16 protein-coding genes and 1 other RNA gene are annotated in these 16990 nt (G+C 39.5%); 11 read left to right on the top strand and 6 right to left on the bottom strand.

Features of this window, described 5'->3' with window-relative positions; all coding sequences use genetic code 11:
* Positions 1 to 3 precede the first annotated feature (3 nt).
* From rpsI to L1266_RS17775, 6 genes are all read left to right on the top strand, one after another.
* On the top strand, positions 4 to 396 hold the full coding sequence (rpsI, locus tag L1266_RS17800) for a 30S ribosomal protein S9 (protein ID WP_095209788.1): 393 nt from the start codon (positions 4 to 6) through the stop codon (positions 394 to 396).
* Positions 397 to 1016: 620 nt separating this feature from the next.
* On the top strand, positions 1017 to 1607 hold the full coding sequence (gene petA, locus L1266_RS17795) for a ubiquinol-cytochrome c reductase iron-sulfur subunit (RefSeq protein WP_054554178.1): 591 nt from the start codon (positions 1017 to 1019) through the stop codon (positions 1605 to 1607).
* On the top strand, positions 1607 to 2872 hold the full coding sequence (locus L1266_RS17790; protein WP_054554179.1) for a cytochrome b: 1266 nt from the start codon (positions 1607 to 1609) through the stop codon (positions 2870 to 2872). Before petA ends, L1266_RS17790 begins: the two co-directional genes overlap by 1 nt.
* A complete protein-coding gene (locus tag L1266_RS17785; RefSeq protein WP_054554180.1) occupies positions 2869 to 3606 on the top strand; it encodes a cytochrome c1 in 738 nt (245 codons plus the stop codon). Before L1266_RS17790 ends, L1266_RS17785 begins: the two co-directional genes overlap by 4 nt.
* A 79-nt stretch (positions 3607 to 3685) precedes the next feature.
* The gene (gene sspA / locus L1266_RS17780) at positions 3686 to 4312 is read left to right on the top strand and encodes a stringent starvation protein SspA (protein WP_054554181.1); all 627 of its coding nucleotides are present in this window, start codon (positions 3686 to 3688) and stop codon (positions 4310 to 4312) included.
* Entirely contained in the window at positions 4312 to 4752 is a 441-nt protein-coding gene (locus L1266_RS17775; protein ID WP_054554182.1) for a ClpXP protease specificity-enhancing factor, read from the top strand. The genes sspA and L1266_RS17775 overlap by 1 nt, the downstream gene beginning before the upstream one ends.
* A 65-nt stretch (positions 4753 to 4817) precedes the next feature.
* Here L1266_RS17775 and dolP read toward each other — a convergent pair whose 3' ends face one another.
* From dolP to L1266_RS17755, 4 genes are read right to left on the bottom strand one after another with little or no spacing between them, the layout of a single operon-like run.
* Complete coding sequence (dolP, locus tag L1266_RS17770) at positions 4818 to 5384, bottom strand: division/outer membrane stress-associated lipid-binding lipoprotein (protein WP_054554183.1); 567 nt, start codon at positions 5382 to 5384, stop codon at positions 4818 to 4820.
* On the bottom strand, positions 5384 to 5971 hold the full coding sequence (locus L1266_RS17765) for an SIS domain-containing protein (RefSeq protein ID WP_138602022.1): 588 nt from the start codon (positions 5969 to 5971) through the stop codon (positions 5384 to 5386). The genes dolP and L1266_RS17765 overlap by 1 nt, the downstream gene beginning before the upstream one ends.
* A 32-nt stretch (positions 5972 to 6003) precedes the next feature.
* Positions 6004 to 6375, bottom strand: coding sequence for a YraN family protein (locus L1266_RS17760; RefSeq protein ID WP_235378044.1), 372 nt, complete (start codon positions 6373 to 6375; stop codon positions 6004 to 6006).
* A 37-nt stretch (positions 6376 to 6412) separates the two neighbouring features.
* Positions 6413 to 8290, bottom strand: coding sequence for a penicillin-binding protein activator (locus L1266_RS17755; protein ID WP_235378043.1), 1878 nt, complete (start codon positions 8288 to 8290; stop codon positions 6413 to 6415).
* Between the two features lie 61 nt (positions 8291 to 8351).
* Here L1266_RS17755 and rsmI point away from each other — a divergent pair, with 61 nt between their 5' ends.
* The 5 genes from rsmI to L1266_RS17730 all read left to right on the top strand — a co-directional run bounded on the left by rsmI (position 8352) and on the right by L1266_RS17730 (position 14428).
* On the top strand, positions 8352 to 9209 hold the full coding sequence (rsmI, locus tag L1266_RS17750; RefSeq protein WP_138616426.1) for a 16S rRNA (cytidine(1402)-2'-O)-methyltransferase: 858 nt from the start codon (positions 8352 to 8354) through the stop codon (positions 9207 to 9209).
* Positions 9210 to 9251: 42 nt separating this feature from the next.
* Positions 9252 to 9617: RNase P RNA component class A (rnpB, locus tag L1266_RS17745), an RNA gene on the top strand.
* Between the two features lie 125 nt (positions 9618 to 9742).
* Positions 9743 to 11638 (top strand): DUF3258 domain-containing protein, encoded by a 1896-nt coding sequence (locus L1266_RS17740; protein WP_235378042.1) that lies wholly within the window; start codon positions 9743 to 9745, stop codon positions 11636 to 11638.
* Between the two features lie 160 nt (positions 11639 to 11798).
* The gene (locus L1266_RS17735; protein ID WP_235378041.1) at positions 11799 to 12905 is read left to right on the top strand and encodes a DNA methyltransferase; all 1107 of its coding nucleotides are present in this window, start codon (positions 11799 to 11801) and stop codon (positions 12903 to 12905) included.
* Positions 12905 to 14428, top strand: coding sequence for a hypothetical protein (locus tag L1266_RS17730; RefSeq protein ID WP_235378040.1), 1524 nt, complete (start codon positions 12905 to 12907; stop codon positions 14426 to 14428). Before L1266_RS17735 ends, L1266_RS17730 begins: the two co-directional genes overlap by 1 nt.
* A gap of 78 nt (positions 14429 to 14506) precedes the next feature.
* Here the strand turns inward: L1266_RS17730 and L1266_RS17725 are convergent, their stop codons facing one another.
* The gene (locus L1266_RS17725) at positions 14507 to 15577 is read right to left on the bottom strand and encodes a restriction endonuclease PLD domain-containing protein (protein ID WP_235378039.1); all 1071 of its coding nucleotides are present in this window, start codon (positions 15575 to 15577) and stop codon (positions 14507 to 14509) included.
* Between the two features lie 113 nt (positions 15578 to 15690).
* Entirely contained in the window at positions 15691 to 16827 is a 1137-nt protein-coding gene (locus tag L1266_RS17720) for a DUF2628 domain-containing protein (protein WP_235378038.1), read from the bottom strand.
* Positions 16828 to 16990: the final 163 nt, after the last annotated feature.

The raw sequence follows: 16990 nt of genomic DNA, 5'->3' as shown, positions 1-16990 counted from the left end.
ACTATCATGGCAAATCAATACTACGGTACAGGTCGTCGTAAAAGTTCAAGTGCTCGCGTATTCTTACGCCCAGGCACTGGTAACATCGTAATCAACAAGCGCTCTCTAGAAGAGTACTTCGGTCGTGAGACTGCTCGCATGGTTGTTCGTCAAGCATTAGAGCACGTAGAAATGACTGAAAAGTTTGACCTACACATCACTGTTTCAGGTGGTGGTACAACTGGTCAAGCTGGTGCTATCCGTCACGGTATCACTCGTGCACTTATGGAGTTTGACGAGTCTCTACGTCCTACACTTCGTAAAGCAGGTTTCGTTACACGTGATGCACGTAAAGTTGAGCGTAAGAAAGTGGGTCTTAAGAAAGCACGTAAGCGTCCACAATTCTCAAAACGTTAATATTTACGTTTATCAGAATACCAAAAACCCAGCTCCGGCTGGGTTTTTTGTTTTTGGAGCTGTCAGCTTTCAGACGTCAGTTTTTAGCAGATCGAGAGGGGGTTCCATTATTTATGCTTTTAAACAACAATAGCTTTACATTCATTTCTCGGGTTTTAAGCTTTTGATAGCTGAAGTACAAAAAACTACCTTTTTTCGTTCGATATTTAACCGCTGTTAATAATTAGTGCGTATTACAGTAAAAAAACTTCAAGATTTAGCAAAATTAGCTTAAATCCATCAGTTAATTGATGAAATTTTTTGCTACAATTGGGGGGCAAGTAATGTGAGTGAGTTCAACAACAGCTAATGCAGAATTCTGTTTCCTCTTAGTGAGGTTGATCTTGGTCAGTATATTGTTTTTTTATATGCGTTATCATAACCAGCGGCTTCATACTCGAGCTAACCTAAATTAATAATTCATTAAATAGGGTTTATTCGAGCATGAGACTGTGAATAACCTTGTTTTAATCAAGGGTTTTAATTATGATCGCGTCTATTTTGAAATTTCTAAAAATTAACCTGCTGTAACTGATGTTCTCAATATGGCAAGTGTTGGGAATCATAGTGGAGATAAGTGGATGAGCAATGCGCCTGTAGACAATGGCCGACGTCGCTTTTTAACCATAGCTACCTCTGTTGTTGGTGGTGTTGGTGCGGCTGGGGCTGCTGTTCCTTTTATTGCGTCTTGGAATCCAAGTGAGCGAGCTAAATCTGCGGGTGCGCCTGTAGAAGTAGATATCAGCAAGCTTGAGCCAGGACAATTAATACGTGTTGAGTGGCGAGGAAAACCTGTTTGGGTTATTAATCGTACACCAAGAATGCTTGAACAGATGAAAGAACATGAAGGTCAACTTCGTGATCCTGCGTCTGAAGAGCCTCAACAACCTGAATCATCAACCAATGAATATCGTTCGCAACGTCCTGAGATCTTCGTTGCTGTTGGTATTTGTACGCACTTAGGTTGTTCTCCTAGCTTCCTACAAGGTGGCTTTGGTGAGAAAGTAGAGGGCACAGATGACGGTTTCTTCTGTCCGTGTCACGGTTCTAAATTTGATATGGCTGGTCGTGTATTCCAATCTGTACCTGCACCATTAAATCTAGAAATTCCTCCGTATACCTTCCTTGATGACACGACTATTCTAGTCGGTGAAGAAAAAGGAGTGGCGTAATGTTTGGTAAAATTATTGGTTGGATCGACGATCGTATTCCAATGACACGTGTTTGGAACATGCATATTGCACAGTATCCAGCACCAAAAAACTTTAACTTCTGGTACTTCTTTGGCTCTCTAGCCATGTTAGTACTTGTTAACCAAATCGTAACTGGTATCTGGTTAACAATGAACTTCGTACCATCTGCTGAAGGTGCTTTCGCATCGGTAGAATACATCATGCGTGATGTTGAATACGGTTGGTTACTTCGTTACCTTCACTCAACAGGTGCATCAGCGTTCTTTATCGTTGTATACCTGCACATGTTCCGTGGCATGATCTACGGTTCTTACCAAAAACCACGTGAATTACTGTGGTTATTCGGTATGTTCATCTTCTTAGCGCTTATGGCTGAAGCTTTCATGGGTTACTTACTTCCTTGGGGACAAATGTCTTTCTGGGGTGCACAGGTAATCATTTCACTATTCGGTGCGATTCCGGTTATTGGTGATGATTTAACGCTTTGGATCCGTGGTGACTACGTAATTTCTGGTGCTACGCTTAACCGCTTCTTTGCACTACACGTAATTGCATTACCTTTAGTAATCGTTATCTTAGTATTCTTACACATTGTTGCACTACACGAAGTGGGTTCAAACAACCCAGATGGTGTTGAAATCAAGCGTAAGAAAGGCACTGTAGCTGAAGAAGATAAGCCTAAATTCAAATTCCACGAGTATTACACCAACAAGAAAGACATTGTTGATGCAATCCCTTTCCACCCTTACTACACAGTAAAAGATATTGTGGGTGTGGTTGGTTTCTTAATCTTATTCTGTTGGGTTGTATTCTTTATGCCTGCGATGAATGGTTTCTTCTTAGAAGCGCCAAACTTCGAAGCAGCTAACCCGCTGAAAACACCAGAGCACATTTTCCCAGTTTGGTACTTTACGCCATTCTACGCAATCCTACGTGCAATACCTAACAAGTTAATGGGTGTTGTGGCGATGGGTGCATCTATCGTAGTGCTTGCGTTACTACCTTGGATTGACCGTGGTTCGGTTCGCTCTATTCGTTATCGTTGTGGCTTACACAAGTTAAACATCGCACAATTCGTGGTAACTTTCGTTATCTTGGGTTGGGTTGGTGCTACACCACAAACTGATTTCAAAACGCTGTTATCGCAAATCACGACTGTGACATACTTCATGTTCTTCGTATTGTTATTTGTTTACAGCAAGAATGAGAAAACTAAGCCATTACCAACGAGGTTGACGAAATGATGAAAAAGCTAATTATCGGTTTATTCGCATTGTTGCCATCGTTGACAATGGCAGCAGGTCCTTCGGTTCCTTTAATGGATGCGAACATTGACCTTAAAGATAACGCATCTTTACAGCGCGGTGCTAAATTGTTCATGAACTACTGTCTTGGTTGTCACCAAATGCAGTATCAACGTTATGAGCGTACGTTCCGCGATATCGGTATTCCTACTGAGATTGGTCAAGAGCAACTAATTTTTGATGGCTCAAAAGTAGGTAGCCACATCAAAAATGCGATTGATAAAGATGACGCAGCTAAATGGTTTGGCGCAGCGCCACCGGATCTTACGCTTGTAGCGCGAGTTCGTGGTACTGACTGGATCTATACTTACCTGAAGTCATTCTATAAAGATGAATCTCGTCCGTTTGGCGTAAACAACGTTGTTTTCCCATCGGTAGGTATGCCACACGTTCTTCAAGAACTACAAGGCTTACCAACACCAATCACTGAAGAAGTTGAAGAACATGGTCACACAGTGACTAAAGTTGTTGGCGTTGAGACAGATGGTTCTGGTGAAATGAGTGTTGACGAGTACGATCGTGCTGCTCGTGACTTAACTAACTTCTTAGCTTACGTTGGCGAGCCGTCACGTTTAGAGTCAGAAGCGTTAGGTCTAAAGGTAATTGGTTTCCTAGTGATTCTATTTATCTTGGCATTCATGCTGAAGAAAGAATACTGGAGAGATGTTCACTAATCCTGGGCATTTTGAAAGGTAGTTTTGTGATAGGGGCTTAAGCCCCTATTGCTGTTTTTGTAATATAATGGAGGTAGGCATGGCCGTAGCTGCCAATAAGCGCCCTGTAATGACCCTGTTTTCTGGTGCTAACTGTATGTATAGCCATCAAGTACGTATCGTACTTGCTGAAAAAGGTGTAAGTGTTGACATTCACCTGGCTGAAAAGGATAACCTGCCAGAAGCACTTCATGAGATTAACCCTTACGGTACAGTACCAACACTGATCGATCGTGAGCTTGGTTTATATCAGGCAAACATCATCATGGAATACCTTGATGAACGTTTCCCTCATCCTCCACTAATGCCAGTTTATCCGGTTATGCGTGGCCGTAGTCGTCTGATGATGCATCGTATCGACACGGATTGGTATAGCCTAGCTAACAAAATCACTAGCGGTAGCAGCGAAGCTGCGCAAGCACGTAAAGAGCTGACAGAAGCGTTACTTGCAATTGCACCAATCTTCTCTGAAGCACCTTACTTCATGAGTGAAGAGTTCAGCTTAGTTGATTGTTACTTAGCACCATTACTTTGGCGTTTACCTGAGCTTGGCATTGAGCTTAATGGTGCAGGCGCGAAAGAGCTTAAAGAATACATGTTGCGTCTATTTGAGCGTGAATCATTCCAAGCTTCACTAACTGAAGCAGAGCGTGAGATCCGTTTATAATGACGCCTAATCGTCCTTATTTACTACGCGCTTTCTTTGATTGGATTGTTGATAATCAGTGCACACCACACTTAGTGGTTAACGCTGATTTTCCTGCTGTACAAGTACCAACACAGTTTGTGCAAGACGGTCAGATCGTTTTGAACATTAGCCCATCAGCGGTAACACAATTTGCAATGGACAACCAACAGCTTAGCTTTAATGCGCGCTTTGGTGGCCAACCAATGCAAGTGTACGTACCTATGGGTGCTGTGCTCGCAATTTATGCACGTGAGAATGGTGAAGGGACTGTATTTACTGCAGAAGAATTCATCGAGGACGAAGACGATTTTGCTCCGGTATTAGAAAGTGTTGAAACACCTGACGATATTACGCCAGATGATGAACCACCTGCTAAACCAGAGAAGAAAAAAGGTGCTCACTTACGAGTGATTAAGTAACCTTAGTCAGACAAAAGAAAACCCGCTATTTAGCGGGTTTTTTATTATTAATTAACTATTTAGCGTTACAGATATTCAAACACTTTAATAACACGTTCAACGCCTGATACGTTACGTGCTACATCAACCGCCAAATTCGCTTCAGAATCGCTCACTAAGCCCATTAAAAAGACTTCGCCATTCTCTGTTACTACTTTGATGTTATTGCTGCTGATGCTTTCTGTGGTGAGCAATTGCGTTTTCACTTTAGAAGTTAACCAAGAGTCGTGCGTTTGCGTACTCATACCAATATTTGAGCCAATGCGAATTTGGTTGTGGATTTTACGAATGCCATCAACGCCCTCAATAGCGCGTTGTGCTTCGTCTTTCATTTCTGCGTTAGCAACTTGGCCAATCATAAGCACAATACCATTGACGCTGATAACGTTTACGTTGGCAAATTTATGTAGTCGCTCATTTTCGCTAATAGCGATAGAGCTTTTAATTTCGATGTTGTTATCGTCGATTTGTGAACCGATTGTGCGGCGATCATTCGCGGCAGTTACAGCGCCCGCTGTACCGGCGACAACGGCAGCTGCACAGCCTTGCAGCAATAAAACGGTACTAATAACAATTAAAGACTGTTTAAACATTAATTTTCTTCCTGTGGGAATAAGGTTAAATCGATAAGTTCACTGAGGCAGTGCAAATTCACTAAATGCGACTCAACGATACGGCTTGGGCGCTTTGATGGCACACGAATTTCAACGTCATTTGGGCCAAGTAAGCCAACTAATTCACCACCGTCATCACCAACAAGCACAATCACTTTCATATCACGAGTCAGTGCCGCTTCAACTGCTGAGATAATTTGCTTTTCATTACCATTAACTGCAATTGCTAATAAAAGGTCGCCTTGCTGAGCAAATGCACGAATTTGTCGTGCAAAGGTTTCGTGCTCATCGTTATTGGCTGCTGCGCCTAAGTTAACTTGATCTTGTGCAAGCGCAACTGCGGGTAGGCAAGGGCGCTCGGTTTCATAAAAGTTAATTAATAGCCCTGCCATGTGCTGTGCCAACATATGACAGCTAGGAGTGCCACAACATAGCAGCTTATTGCCGTTAATGAGGCTTTGTGCAATGGTGAATGCTGCTGATTCAAGTGCGCTTGGCAGTACTTCACCTGCCGCTATTTGAACTTGAATATTTTCAGTAAAGATTTTTTTTATCGTTTCTTGCATAACCTACCAAATTAAGCCGACGCCAAACGGCGTTAGTAAACATTTTTAAACCAGTTTAGGGTGCTGTTAAGCTCACCTGTTATAGCGACATAATCTATCCGCATAGACTGGTTTGAGATTTTTTTCTCGGCAAGATAATGGCTAATCGTGCGCCTTAATCGTTGCTGCTTTTGTTTGCTGAGCGCATAGTTTGCGCCACCACGCAAGGCGTTTATTCTAAATTTTACTTCTACAAATACCAGCGTTTGCCCGTCACGCATTATTAGGTCTAGCTCACCGTATTTACATAAGTAATTGCGTTCAATGGCTTTTAAACCATGTTGTATTAAATATTGTTCAGCCTGTTTTTCGTAATACAGGCCTTTTTCGCGGCTATTTTGCCATAATTGCTTAAACCAAGACATAGCTTCATCCTTGAGCTATTACTACGTTTTAAAAAGATTATTCAGCAGCGTTAATTCCAAAGGCAGATTGCATAAATAATGGAATTGGTTGCTCAGTCGCTAAATCAACCGCAATAATTTGTTTATTCTTGTACTGTGCCCAATCTAAAGTGCGCGTAACATAGCCATTGCTGGCAATGCTCAGTTGACCACTGATACCACTAAAGCGTTTACCTTGCACCATGCTTAATTGCTTCACATCACCTAGCATACTGGCTGCATCGAATGCCATGGCAAATAAGCGCTGGCTTATATCTGCGTTTTCTGGCCATAAACTTTCGTATTGCTGGCGTAAATTGTGTTGTTGAATTTGACCATCAAGCATCCAAGGTAGTTCCGTAAAATAAAGGGCATCTAAATCGCCTTTGTCGGTTCTATCGATTTGCTTACTGTGGCTTTTTGAGCTGGCATAAAGCGGAATACGCTCAGCAAAAGTACTTACGTTTACGTCTAAATAGGGCTTGATTAAACGCGTTTCAGTAGCATCACCTAAAATATAAATCACATCAATATCGCTGCGCGAGCGAGTTTCACTTTCAACTTCTTGCTTGAATAACGATTTGGCAACTTTAATACGCTCTTTGCTTTGGTCTACTTCAAGTAAGCCAGTGATTGTTTTCGGCATGTCGTCTTTACCAGAGTAAAGCCCAATTTGAGGTTTAACTTCGCTGTAGCGTTGCCACTGCGTATTGAAGTATTCAACTAGGCGTTGGCCGTTACTATTATTTGGCGCTAGCAGCATCGGCTTTTGATAGCCCGCTGTTAAAAATCGCTCCAGTGCTTGCTGAACTTCATGTTCAGGACTTAAAGCAAAGAAAAAGTGCTGCTGTGAAATTCGCTCACCATCAAAGGTGTTTAAATGCATCACTGGGTAATCAACTAGTGTTTGAGCGTTGGTTAGCTTTTCGATATTAGTTTTTAATAAAGGGCCGATAACAAAATCAGCATTAAATTCGCTGAGTTTAAGTGTAATTTCAGCGGCTGATAGCGACTCATCAATAAATAATGTTTGTTCTAATGATTTTCCATCTAAGGCAGCAAGCACACCTGCTTTTAGTGCATCACCTAATCGCTCATTGGCGCCTGATTGAGGGAGTAGTACTGCGAGGCGGTTTACATTTAAAGGTTCAATTTGTACTAGCTCTGTTACCTTTTTAGGCAGCACCTCAGCTGCTGGGTGACCCGGGTAGCGACGCAGCCAGTTGTTCATTGCTTGATGAAGCTCAACAGGCGCACCTAAATACACTTGATGATAAAGCGCTAAATTGACCCAACCTTGTTGCACCACAGAGCCACGATTAAAACGCTCAAGTGCGTACGATGAAAGCTGGGTTAGGCTTTGCCATAAATCTTTGTTTAGATTGGCAACGATAAAATTGTTTTCGCTGCTAAGTGTTGATGCTTTAAAAAAGAAAGGCATTGCTCGTTTTGGCATGCCTTGCGATGCATAAACACGCGCAGTTAAATATTGGTGCCATGCTTGATGTTCAGGCTGGCTTAACTGTGGCTCGAGTTGCTGTAACTGAGCTAAAGCTAAATCACTTTTGCCTTGATGCTCTTGTGCAAGAGCAATGTAAAGTTTGTTTTGAATTTGGTCTACACTTGGGGTCGCTTCTAGTTCAAGGCAGACTTTTTCTAGTAGTGCCCAGCGCTCCTCACTGATAGCCGCATCACGCGCAGTGTATAAAAGCTGTATTTTATCTGCGCCTTGACGATTTAGCGCTGCTTGGTACATAGATTGTGCGTCGGTTAGCTGTGATAGGGCAATACTCGATTGGCCCGATTGATTTTCTGCACTATTTCGAGGTTTTTCGGTTGTGCTACAAGCCGATAACCCTGACAATACAATTAATAGACTAACAAGTTTAAGTCGCACAATGATTTCCCGATACGTTAACGCGATTTGCTTATATTACTGACTGACGCAGGAGACCTCAATGTTAAATGAGGACAATTCAGATAAAATCGGCACTCTTTACATTGTTGCCACGCCTATTGGTAACTTTGATGACATCAGCCAGCGTGCCATCCAAACCCTATCTGAGGTTGACTTAATAGCCGCTGAAGATACTCGTCACACAGGAAAGTTGTTAAGCCATTTTAATATCAAAGCAAAAACCTTTGCTTTACATGACCATAACGAGAAACAAAAAGCGCAACAAATTGTAGATTGGTTAGAGCAAGGAATGAATATTGCGCTGGTATCTGACGCCGGCACGCCACTTATTAGCGACCCAGGTTATGCGGTGGTTAATTTATGCCGTGAACAAGGCGCGCACGTCACGCCGGTGCCGGGGGCATGTGCTGCAATTACCGCGGTGTGTTGTTCTGGTTTACCAACAGATCGTTTTCAGTTTATTGGTTTTACACCTGCAAAGAGTAAAGCAAGGCAGACCTTTTTCATTGAAGCGGTAAACTCAGGCATTACTAGCATTATGTATGAAAGCACCCACCGTATCATGGCGAGCCTTGATGATTTAGAAATAGCACTTGGTGCAGAGCAGCCAGTGGTGTTCGCCAAAGAGCTCACCAAAACCTTCGAAACCTTTTTCAATGGCACGGTTGCCGAGTTAAAACAGTTTTTAACGGATGATCCCACTAAGCAGCGCGGTGAAATCGTATTGATGTTACCGGGTAAAGCGAAGCAAAGTGACGATATTCCAGAAGATGCGCGCCGCATGCTAGGTTTACTCGAAGCCGAAATGCCACTGAAAAAAGCCTGTGGTGTTGTAGCTGAGTATTTTGGTTTGAAGAAAAATGCACTTTATAAAGCAATTATTGACGAAAAAGACTAATTCTTTACTGCATAGACGTGCGCGCTCAGGTATACTGCGCGCCGAGTCAGCCGAGATAATCGCTGCCTGCAACGAAAATGCGCAGGGGGAGGAAAGTCCGGGCTCCACAGGGCAGGGTGCCAGCTAACGGCTGGGGGGCGCGAGCCTACGACAAGTGCAGCAGAGAGGAGACCGCCAACCTCGGTTGGTAAGGGTGAAAGGGTGCGGTAAGAGCGCACCGGGCCACTGGTAACAGTTGGTTGCAAGGTAAACTCCACCCGGAGCAAGACCAAATAGGGTTCTATCATTTTAAATAATGAACGCGTGGCCCACGTGAGAACCGGGTAGGTTGCTTGAGCCATAGAGCAATTTATGGCCTAGACGAATGATTATCCACGACAGAACCCGGCTTACTGGCTGACTCAAATTCAAGCGTAAGCATTTGAACTATCAGGTGCTTACGCTTGAACCACTAATTTAATGGCACAAAAAATTAAAACTGTGCCAAATAGTGTGCCATTTGATGCAATACGTTATCTAACTTAGGTAACGAAATGAGACACATAAAACTCCCTGAAAACCTCATCTTACGTAACGAACGTTTTTATTTTCGTTATGTCTTTCCCCGTAAGTTTATCGGCTCTGATATACGAATCTCACTTAAAACTAAAAACCTTCAATGCGCGCTTCAGCGATTAGATTTAATATCCCCACATGTAAATAAACTCAAAGAGCTTGCTAGTTCTCGCAACGATATAGATACTAAACAACTAGTATTTAAAGCAAAAAGTATTACGGACGATATGAAGCAAGCCCTAACCTTTGAACTTAGTAAAAAGATAATTGCAGAAGAACAGCAAGGTTATTCCTCTAAAGTCCACGCTATCAGTGGCTTTAAAACGAAAGGAATACATAAACACTCACCTGAGCATTTAAGAATTGCAGCAGAAATCATGTTAGCTATTGCTGATGGTAGTTCTGATGAGTTACTTTCCGATGCATTAAAACGTAACGACTTTGAAGTGTTAAATATTTTTGTTTTAGTAACTCAATATATGTCACTAAAAAACTCAGGCGTCAGTAACCAACAAATTTTTGCAAATACACAAGTACAAAAAAGTATTCGCCAGTTCGCGCAAATGATTGATATGTTTTCTTTAGTTGGTATGTCTATTCCTGACGAGAGTGAACCAGGTTTTGATTTCTTTGATGATTTAGAAGTTGATGATTTCAGTGCAGAAGAACTAGATGCCATTGAAGTTCTAAAAAAACATGATGTTCAATTTGAGACAAACTCGCTTGAGTTTATTAGGTTTAAGAGTTTGTTGGAAAACTCACGGAATCTGCAAACGAAATTCTTAGCTTCATGCTTGTTAAAAGACCAAGAAAGCCAGCAAGTATTTGAATCATTGATTACGCCTAAATTTAATGAAGGAAATAATACTAATCCAGTTCCAAAAAGTGAGCCTTCAGGCCCGTTATTTTCCAAGGTGCACCAAGAGTTTTTAGAATTCAAAATTAAAGAAGGCTTGTCTGAGCGTCTGCAAAATGAATATGCTCGTTTTTATGAGATTTGGTGCTTGCTTGTTGAAGACAAACCTATCGAGACTTATAAAGCAAGTGATATAGGTCGCTTTATTGATCGCTGTTATCAATTGCCTAGAAAGAACCGCGCACCTTATAGCCAAATGAGCTTCAAAGAGTGCCTAGACTACGATGTACCTCCAGAGGACTGTGTACAACCTAAAACAGTTCAAGGTTACTACAAATGGTTACAGGGCGTATTCTCCTATGCTAAGAGAGATACTGTTGAGTATATTCAACACTCGCCTTGCACAATCAAACGTGAATTTAAACAACGTATACGTGGTGCTTTCAATAGTGCAGAGCTTAATAAGTTTGAAACGTTTGCTATGCAAACAAAAAGTGCATGGCAAAAATGGTCGCTCTTATTAGCAATGTATACAGGTGCAAGACGTACAGAAATTTATCAGCTAAGAAAGTCTGATATTCGAAGAGAAGACGGCATTGATTATATTCTCGTAACCGATGAGCATGAATCTCAACGCCTTAAAACTGAAAATGCCAAGCGTAGAATTCCAATCCATAAACGTTTAATTGAATTAGGCTTTCTGGATTATGTTGAGAATGCAGACGAGCGGATCTTGTATGAGATCACGTCGGCAGAAAGTATAACAAGCTGGTTTGCTCGCCTAATTACTAAGCTTGATATACCAAGTGTTAATGAGCTAGATGAAATGCGCAGTTTTCACAGTTTTAGACATACGTTTATTAGTAACATACGAAATAATCACTCATTTGATTTAGCGCTGCTACAACAGGTTGTTGGACATGAACTTTCTAAAGGTGGGATTACAGATAAGTACACACATGGTGGGGCGAGTTTAAGTAGGTTAGAGGAAGTTGTGAATTCATTTAAATATTGTTGAAAGTAGAATCTATTTAAGCCCGATATACGGTATTGTTGGTCTGGTTTTTAAAAATAAGTTACACTGTATAAGTAGCCAGTGGCGCGGTCTGTAGTATAGGTTTCTTTTAGATTTAGGAGCTTAATTTATTAATAAAATACAACTGAGGTAGAGGTTTGAAATGCATTCCATTCTTAATGATTTAGATTGGGACTTTAAAGATAAAAATACAAAAGATCCAATTCACCGGATTCACCCTTACCCTGCAAAGTTTATCCCAGATATTCCATCACAATTGATTGATGCACTAGGCGTTAAAAATAATATCATTTTAGATCCTTTCTGTGGTTCTGGGACCACCCTGAAGGTAGCGCAAGATAAAGGGTATGAATCAATCGGTGTAGATCTAAACCCTATAGCTTGTCTTATTAGTAAAGTTAAAACGTCTAAAATTGACGAATCATTACTTTTGACCTGTGATGAAGTGCTTTCCAAAGCAATTAATCTAAGTGTCGATATAGACAGTATAGCAAACATACCAAACCTAAATCATTGGTTTAAAAAAGAAGTTCAACTAAATATACTACAGTTAAGAGAAGCAATTAACGCTTACAAAGGCGAGATTCATTTATATGAGCCTTTAAGGGTAGCACTATCGAGTATTTTAGTTAAGGTTTCAAATCAAGATAGTGATACGCGTTATGCCGCTGTTGAGAAAAATATAAAACCTGGAGCTGTTTTTTCGATGTTTCGTTCTACATGTAAGATTTTAGCATCATCTTTAAACACTGAAGCAACATTACCTCCATCAAAGGTCATTAACAAAGATGTTCTCACTACTACAGCTGAAGATATTGGTAAAAAAGTTGGCTTAGTGATAACTTCTCCCCCTTATCCAAATGCATACGAGTATTGGCTATATCATAAGTATCGTATGTTTTGGTTAGGATTCGATCCTTTACATGTTAAATCAAAAGAGATTGGTGCCAGAGCGCACTTTTTTAAGAAAAATAGCCATACGCCGGAACACTTTTATCATCAGATGAAAGGGACTTTGAGTCTAATTAATGATGTGCTTTTACCTAAAGGATATGGAGCTTTTGTCGTTGGGCGGTCTAAAATCCACGGTGAGATAGTTGATAATGCCGCTTTAATAGAGAGGGCAGCGAAAGAGCTTGAGTTTAAAGTTGTAGGTAAGTTTAACAGAGCTATGAACAGTCATAGAAAGTCTTTTAATTTGTCTCATGCAAATATAAAAGAAGAAACAATAGTAGTAATTCAAAAATAATGAAAATAGAACTTTATTTACCCGTATATAAACAGTTTGAATATGAAAAAAAATTTGCTCTGCTTGAGTTAAAGCAAATTACGGAATGTTTTTTCATTGATATGATTGAGTCGACAGAGCTTGGATATGAGTTTGATTTTACCGATGAAGCTAGGTTGCCTGCTTTAGTTACTTCACTAAAAAGATTAACATACGTAGCTCATATTAAAATTAACTCTGAAATAATAGATACATACCAAGGCTTGCTTGAAAAGTCATGTCCAGTAAATGGTCATCAGAAACGCCAACCTACTAGGTATGGGGCACATGGTATACATGAATACAAGGGGAAATTTAATCCTCAAATAGTATCTTCCATTCTTCAGCAGTTTTCGCTTAAAAAAAATTCAAAGGTTTTAGAGCCTTTTTGTGGAAGTGGTACTACTCTTTACGAGTCTTCTATAAAGGGTTTTGAAAATGTAGGTTTTGATGTTAATCCATTAGCAGTCTTTTTAGCTAATACCAAACTAGCCTCAATTAATTTAAGCTTACCGCTCGCAAAAAAAGAACTGATGTGTGTGATATCTAATAGTAAAATGTTTGTCGATACGATTTACTTAGAAAGCAATGAGCGTTTAGATTACTTAAAAAATTGGTTTGATATTGAACAGCTAAAAAAAATTGAGTCATTTAGGTTATGCGCGAATAAAATAAAAAAGAAAGAAATTAGGGATAGTTTATTGTGTATTGCTAGTAACATAATAAAGGAATACTCTCAGCAAGAGCCTGCAGATTTAAGAATAAGGCGACGTAAATCGTTACTTCCAGAGAAGTGTTTTTTTGAAGTCGTACAAGAAAAAGCTGAGAAGTATTTTTCTAGTCTTGAAACTATATCACAAGTATTGCCAGCTAACCTGCCGGTCGGCAACGCAAAAAATATAGATATTCGAGATACTTTTGCATTACAGGATTATTTTGATTATTTTGATTTTGCGATTACTAGCCCTCCCTACGCAACTGCATTGCCATACATTGATACTCAACGTTTAAGTTTGGTTTGGCTTGAATTAGCATCCCCAAAAAATATTAAAGTTTTAGATAGTACATTGATTGGTTCAAGGGAGTTAAAAAAATCCGAACAAAATAAGTTGAAAGAAGATTTAGTTGAAAATAAAGATAAACTTCCGGAAAAACTACATAACTTATGCTTAGATATGCTTGGTTCTTTGACTGATAATGATGGGTTTAGGAGGCAGGCTATGCCTTTTCTTGTATATCGATATTTTGTCGATATGAAAAAAATGTTTGAAAATGTCTTATCAATGCTAAAAGATGGTGGAAAGTTTGCTCTAGTTGTAGGTCATAATAAAACTACTCTTGGAGGGGTCGTATTTGAGTTAAATACACCAAGCTATTTAGCGACATTAGCAGAGCACATTGGCTGGGATGTTAGTGAAATAGTTTGTCTAGATGCGTACCCCCGTTACGACCTTCATCAATCAAATTCAATTGACAGTGAAAGCTTAGTACTATTACAAAAGTAATAATGTTTCAATAGTAGAGTAAGACTAGGAAATCTTACTCTACTATAATGACTTATATTTATTGCTCAGATTGGCTATTCAAGAAATAATACGATAAAAATCATTATTATCTATATAGCCATATCTTTTACCTCTGTTCCCAACAAACGTAACTGCGTATGAGTCGAGTTTTTGGTGGTGTAATGGGGAGCGAGTTTGTGAAATTATTCGGATTTCATAAGAATCATCTGAGACTCTTGTTACACAAGCTAAGTCTCCTGGAGCTGCTATTTTTGTGCATCTATAAGCACCTGTTCCTAACCTAAAATCTAGATTGTTTTCAGCTTCGAAGGTTACGCGTTCTTCTTTAATTATATCTAAATCAATATAATTCATTTGGATCATAGTAGATAAGGTTCCTTTCCAGCCCCTTGTATTTCTGATCGTAAGTGGTGGGAAAAAGTCGAAACAGTCTTTGCTTAACCAAAAATACTGGCTTCCTACTGCTGCTCTTTCTCCACGATTTGCGAGAATTCGATTTGTATCGGTATTAACTAATCGTACAATTAATGTTTCTGCATCAGATTCGTCTATCGGAACATGTCGAGGTCTTTCATCGTAAAGTAATGACCAACATGGATTACTAGAACTTAAAGTGCATTCGTGGTATTGCCAATTTTGTTGTAGTAAACCGTCAATAAACGAACCCCAATTGAATTGACTTTGAGAGATCAGATGTGGCTTTAAGTAAACTGATGCTTCAATGTTTTGTGAAAGGCCTGGACCTGTAAAGTTTCCCGAGCCGATAACAGCAGCTTGCTCACCAGTTTCAGTCAAATATCCATAACATTTAGCGTGTAATAAACGCTTTCGATTGATCAAAATAACCCTTGCACCACACTCTAAAAGAGCCTCGACTACTTGTTTGGTGCTCAGTCTTTGGCTTGTGCTACCTCCAAGAATAGCAATTACTTGGCCACCATTCTCTGTATGTTCTTTTAAAGTTTTATAGAATCTAGCCCCACCATTAAAGTTTGCAAAGCCGGAGACAATAAATATCGTTCCTCTTCCTCTTGGGAGGTGTTTAATCCACATATCCTCTAAAATACTTCTTAAATTACTTTGAGCGCTTGTTGAACAAACATTTGGGTGTACTACAAAATCGAACATTATTCATCCATAAATAGAAAAACCACTATATTATGGGTTTATATTTTAGAGTCAAGCTTCCTTGAACTAACGTTAATACACATTAACGCTAACTTCCTTTAATAATTTACGATTCAAATATCGCTATTGCTGTATACTATGTAGAGCCAGCCTTTTAGGTCAAAGAAACTTGTTGCTGAAAACTCTGTCTTCTCCCCATCTAGTGGGGTATTACTATAGTCGATACTATTTATTTGAAAGCTACCATCGTGATTTAATGTAAATTGGAAGATGATAGCTTTCTCTATATAGACTTTATCTTTTCCCCATAAGTCCTTTTCTACAACGTTCCCAAAGTCAGTAATACATTTAAACTCAACAATATTGATCTTATTTTTTGTAGTAAATTCACTCCAGTTTTTTTTCTTACAGCTAGACCAATTATCGAATGCATGACCAACTGTAGTCGCCTTGTTGTAATCAAGGTAACCATTTTTTACGCTATTAATTGAGTTATTGTAATTAATTGGTGAAATATCTAGGGTAGGTAAGATAGATGTCAAAATTGAGATTGTAGCCATTGAAACAAGAGTTGCTTTATTATTTAGTATTTTAAGAGCGGGCCAAATTCTCTGATTTTCTGAAACTTTTTTGTAGTAGTCGAATGTAGCTGTTACAGCAGTTATTGATGCAGGTACAGCCCAATAAATTGCGCTATAAAATTGTATTTCCAGAGCCTCTTCAACGATAGATAGCATAAAGGCGTATGTAACTGATAGAAAAGCTATTACTATTGCTTTTTCCCACATACCTTTAAAAAAATAGTAAAAAGTACCGAAAAAGAATGCAAGTAAATTAAAGGTAATTTTACGAGAGCTCTTGTTATCCAGCGCTTTAAACTCTTTTGTTTTACTGAGCGATAGAATTGAATTAGTCTTGGGAAGTGAGTCTAAAATATCAAATCTTTCTTGCCAAAATTTTGATTCTACTACGTTCTTTTTACTTGTCTTAATTTCAGCATTGGTATCTACTTTTGCTTGTTCAACTGCAATACTTGAAATAATACCGATAGAAAGGAGCTTCTTCTTTATTTGCTTAGCTTGCTCTTCGCTTAACTGTTTTTTTAAAGCATAATTTCTGCCATCAAAAAGCTTTTCGTAATTCTTAGGATCAATTTTTAAAAAACGACAAAGGGATTTCCCAAGCTTTTCTTTGCTGTAACCATCTTTTATTTTCCCATTGAATATAACTTTAAACTTTAAGTCACTCATTGAAAGATACCATTTTTTGGTCGTTACTGATGTGCCATGGCCTTGTTGATCAAATGCAGCTCTCTAATAAACTCACTTAACTTACTGATATTTAGGCAGACCAAGGGTGTTGATCTTATTTAGCGCCTTCACTTTGATCATCGCTTCAACCAGTTGGCGATTG

It is taken from the genome of Pseudoalteromonas sp. Cn5-37 (genome assembly GCF_021532495.1).
GTDB lineage: Bacteria > Pseudomonadota > Gammaproteobacteria > Enterobacterales > Alteromonadaceae > Pseudoalteromonas > Pseudoalteromonas simplex.
This window is presented reverse-complemented; position numbering and strand designations above follow the sequence as displayed.

Excerpts from the sequence above, each read along its gene's own strand:
- L1266_RS17790 (WP_054554179.1), top strand. The coding sequence starts at position 1,607 with ATGTTTGGTAAAATTATTGGTTGGATCGACGATCGTATTCCAATGACA.
- sspA (WP_054554181.1), top strand. The coding sequence starts at position 3,686 with ATGGCCGTAGCTGCCAATAAGCGCCCTGTAATGACCCTGTTTTCTGGT.
- L1266_RS17740 (WP_235378042.1), top strand. The coding sequence starts at position 9,743 with ATGAGACACATAAAACTCCCTGAAAACCTCATCTTACGTAACGAACGT.
- dolP (WP_054554183.1), bottom strand. The coding sequence starts at position 5,384 with ATGTTTAAACAGTCTTTAATTGTTATTAGTACCGTTTTATTGCTGCAA.
- rsmI (WP_138616426.1), top strand. The coding sequence starts at position 8,352 with ATGTTAAATGAGGACAATTCAGATAAAATCGGCACTCTTTACATTGTT.
- L1266_RS17785 (WP_054554180.1), top strand. The coding sequence starts at position 2,869 with ATGATGAAAAAGCTAATTATCGGTTTATTCGCATTGTTGCCATCGTTG.
- L1266_RS17720 (WP_235378038.1), bottom strand. The coding sequence starts at position 16,827 with ATGAGTGACTTAAAGTTTAAAGTTATATTCAATGGGAAAATAAAAGAT.
- L1266_RS17760 (WP_235378044.1), bottom strand. The coding sequence starts at position 6,375 with ATGTCTTGGTTTAAGCAATTATGGCAAAATAGCCGCGAAAAAGGCCTG.
- L1266_RS17735 (WP_235378041.1), top strand. The coding sequence starts at position 11,799 with ATGCATTCCATTCTTAATGATTTAGATTGGGACTTTAAAGATAAAAAT.
- petA (WP_054554178.1), top strand. The coding sequence starts at position 1,017 with ATGAGCAATGCGCCTGTAGACAATGGCCGACGTCGCTTTTTAACCATA.
- L1266_RS17765 (WP_138602022.1), bottom strand. The coding sequence starts at position 5,971 with ATGCAAGAAACGATAAAAAAAATCTTTACTGAAAATATTCAAGTTCAA.
- L1266_RS17775 (WP_054554182.1), top strand. The coding sequence starts at position 4,312 with ATGACGCCTAATCGTCCTTATTTACTACGCGCTTTCTTTGATTGGATT.
- L1266_RS17730 (WP_235378040.1), top strand. The coding sequence starts at position 12,905 with ATGAAAATAGAACTTTATTTACCCGTATATAAACAGTTTGAATATGAA.
- L1266_RS17725 (WP_235378039.1), bottom strand. The coding sequence starts at position 15,577 with ATGTTCGATTTTGTAGTACACCCAAATGTTTGTTCAACAAGCGCTCAA.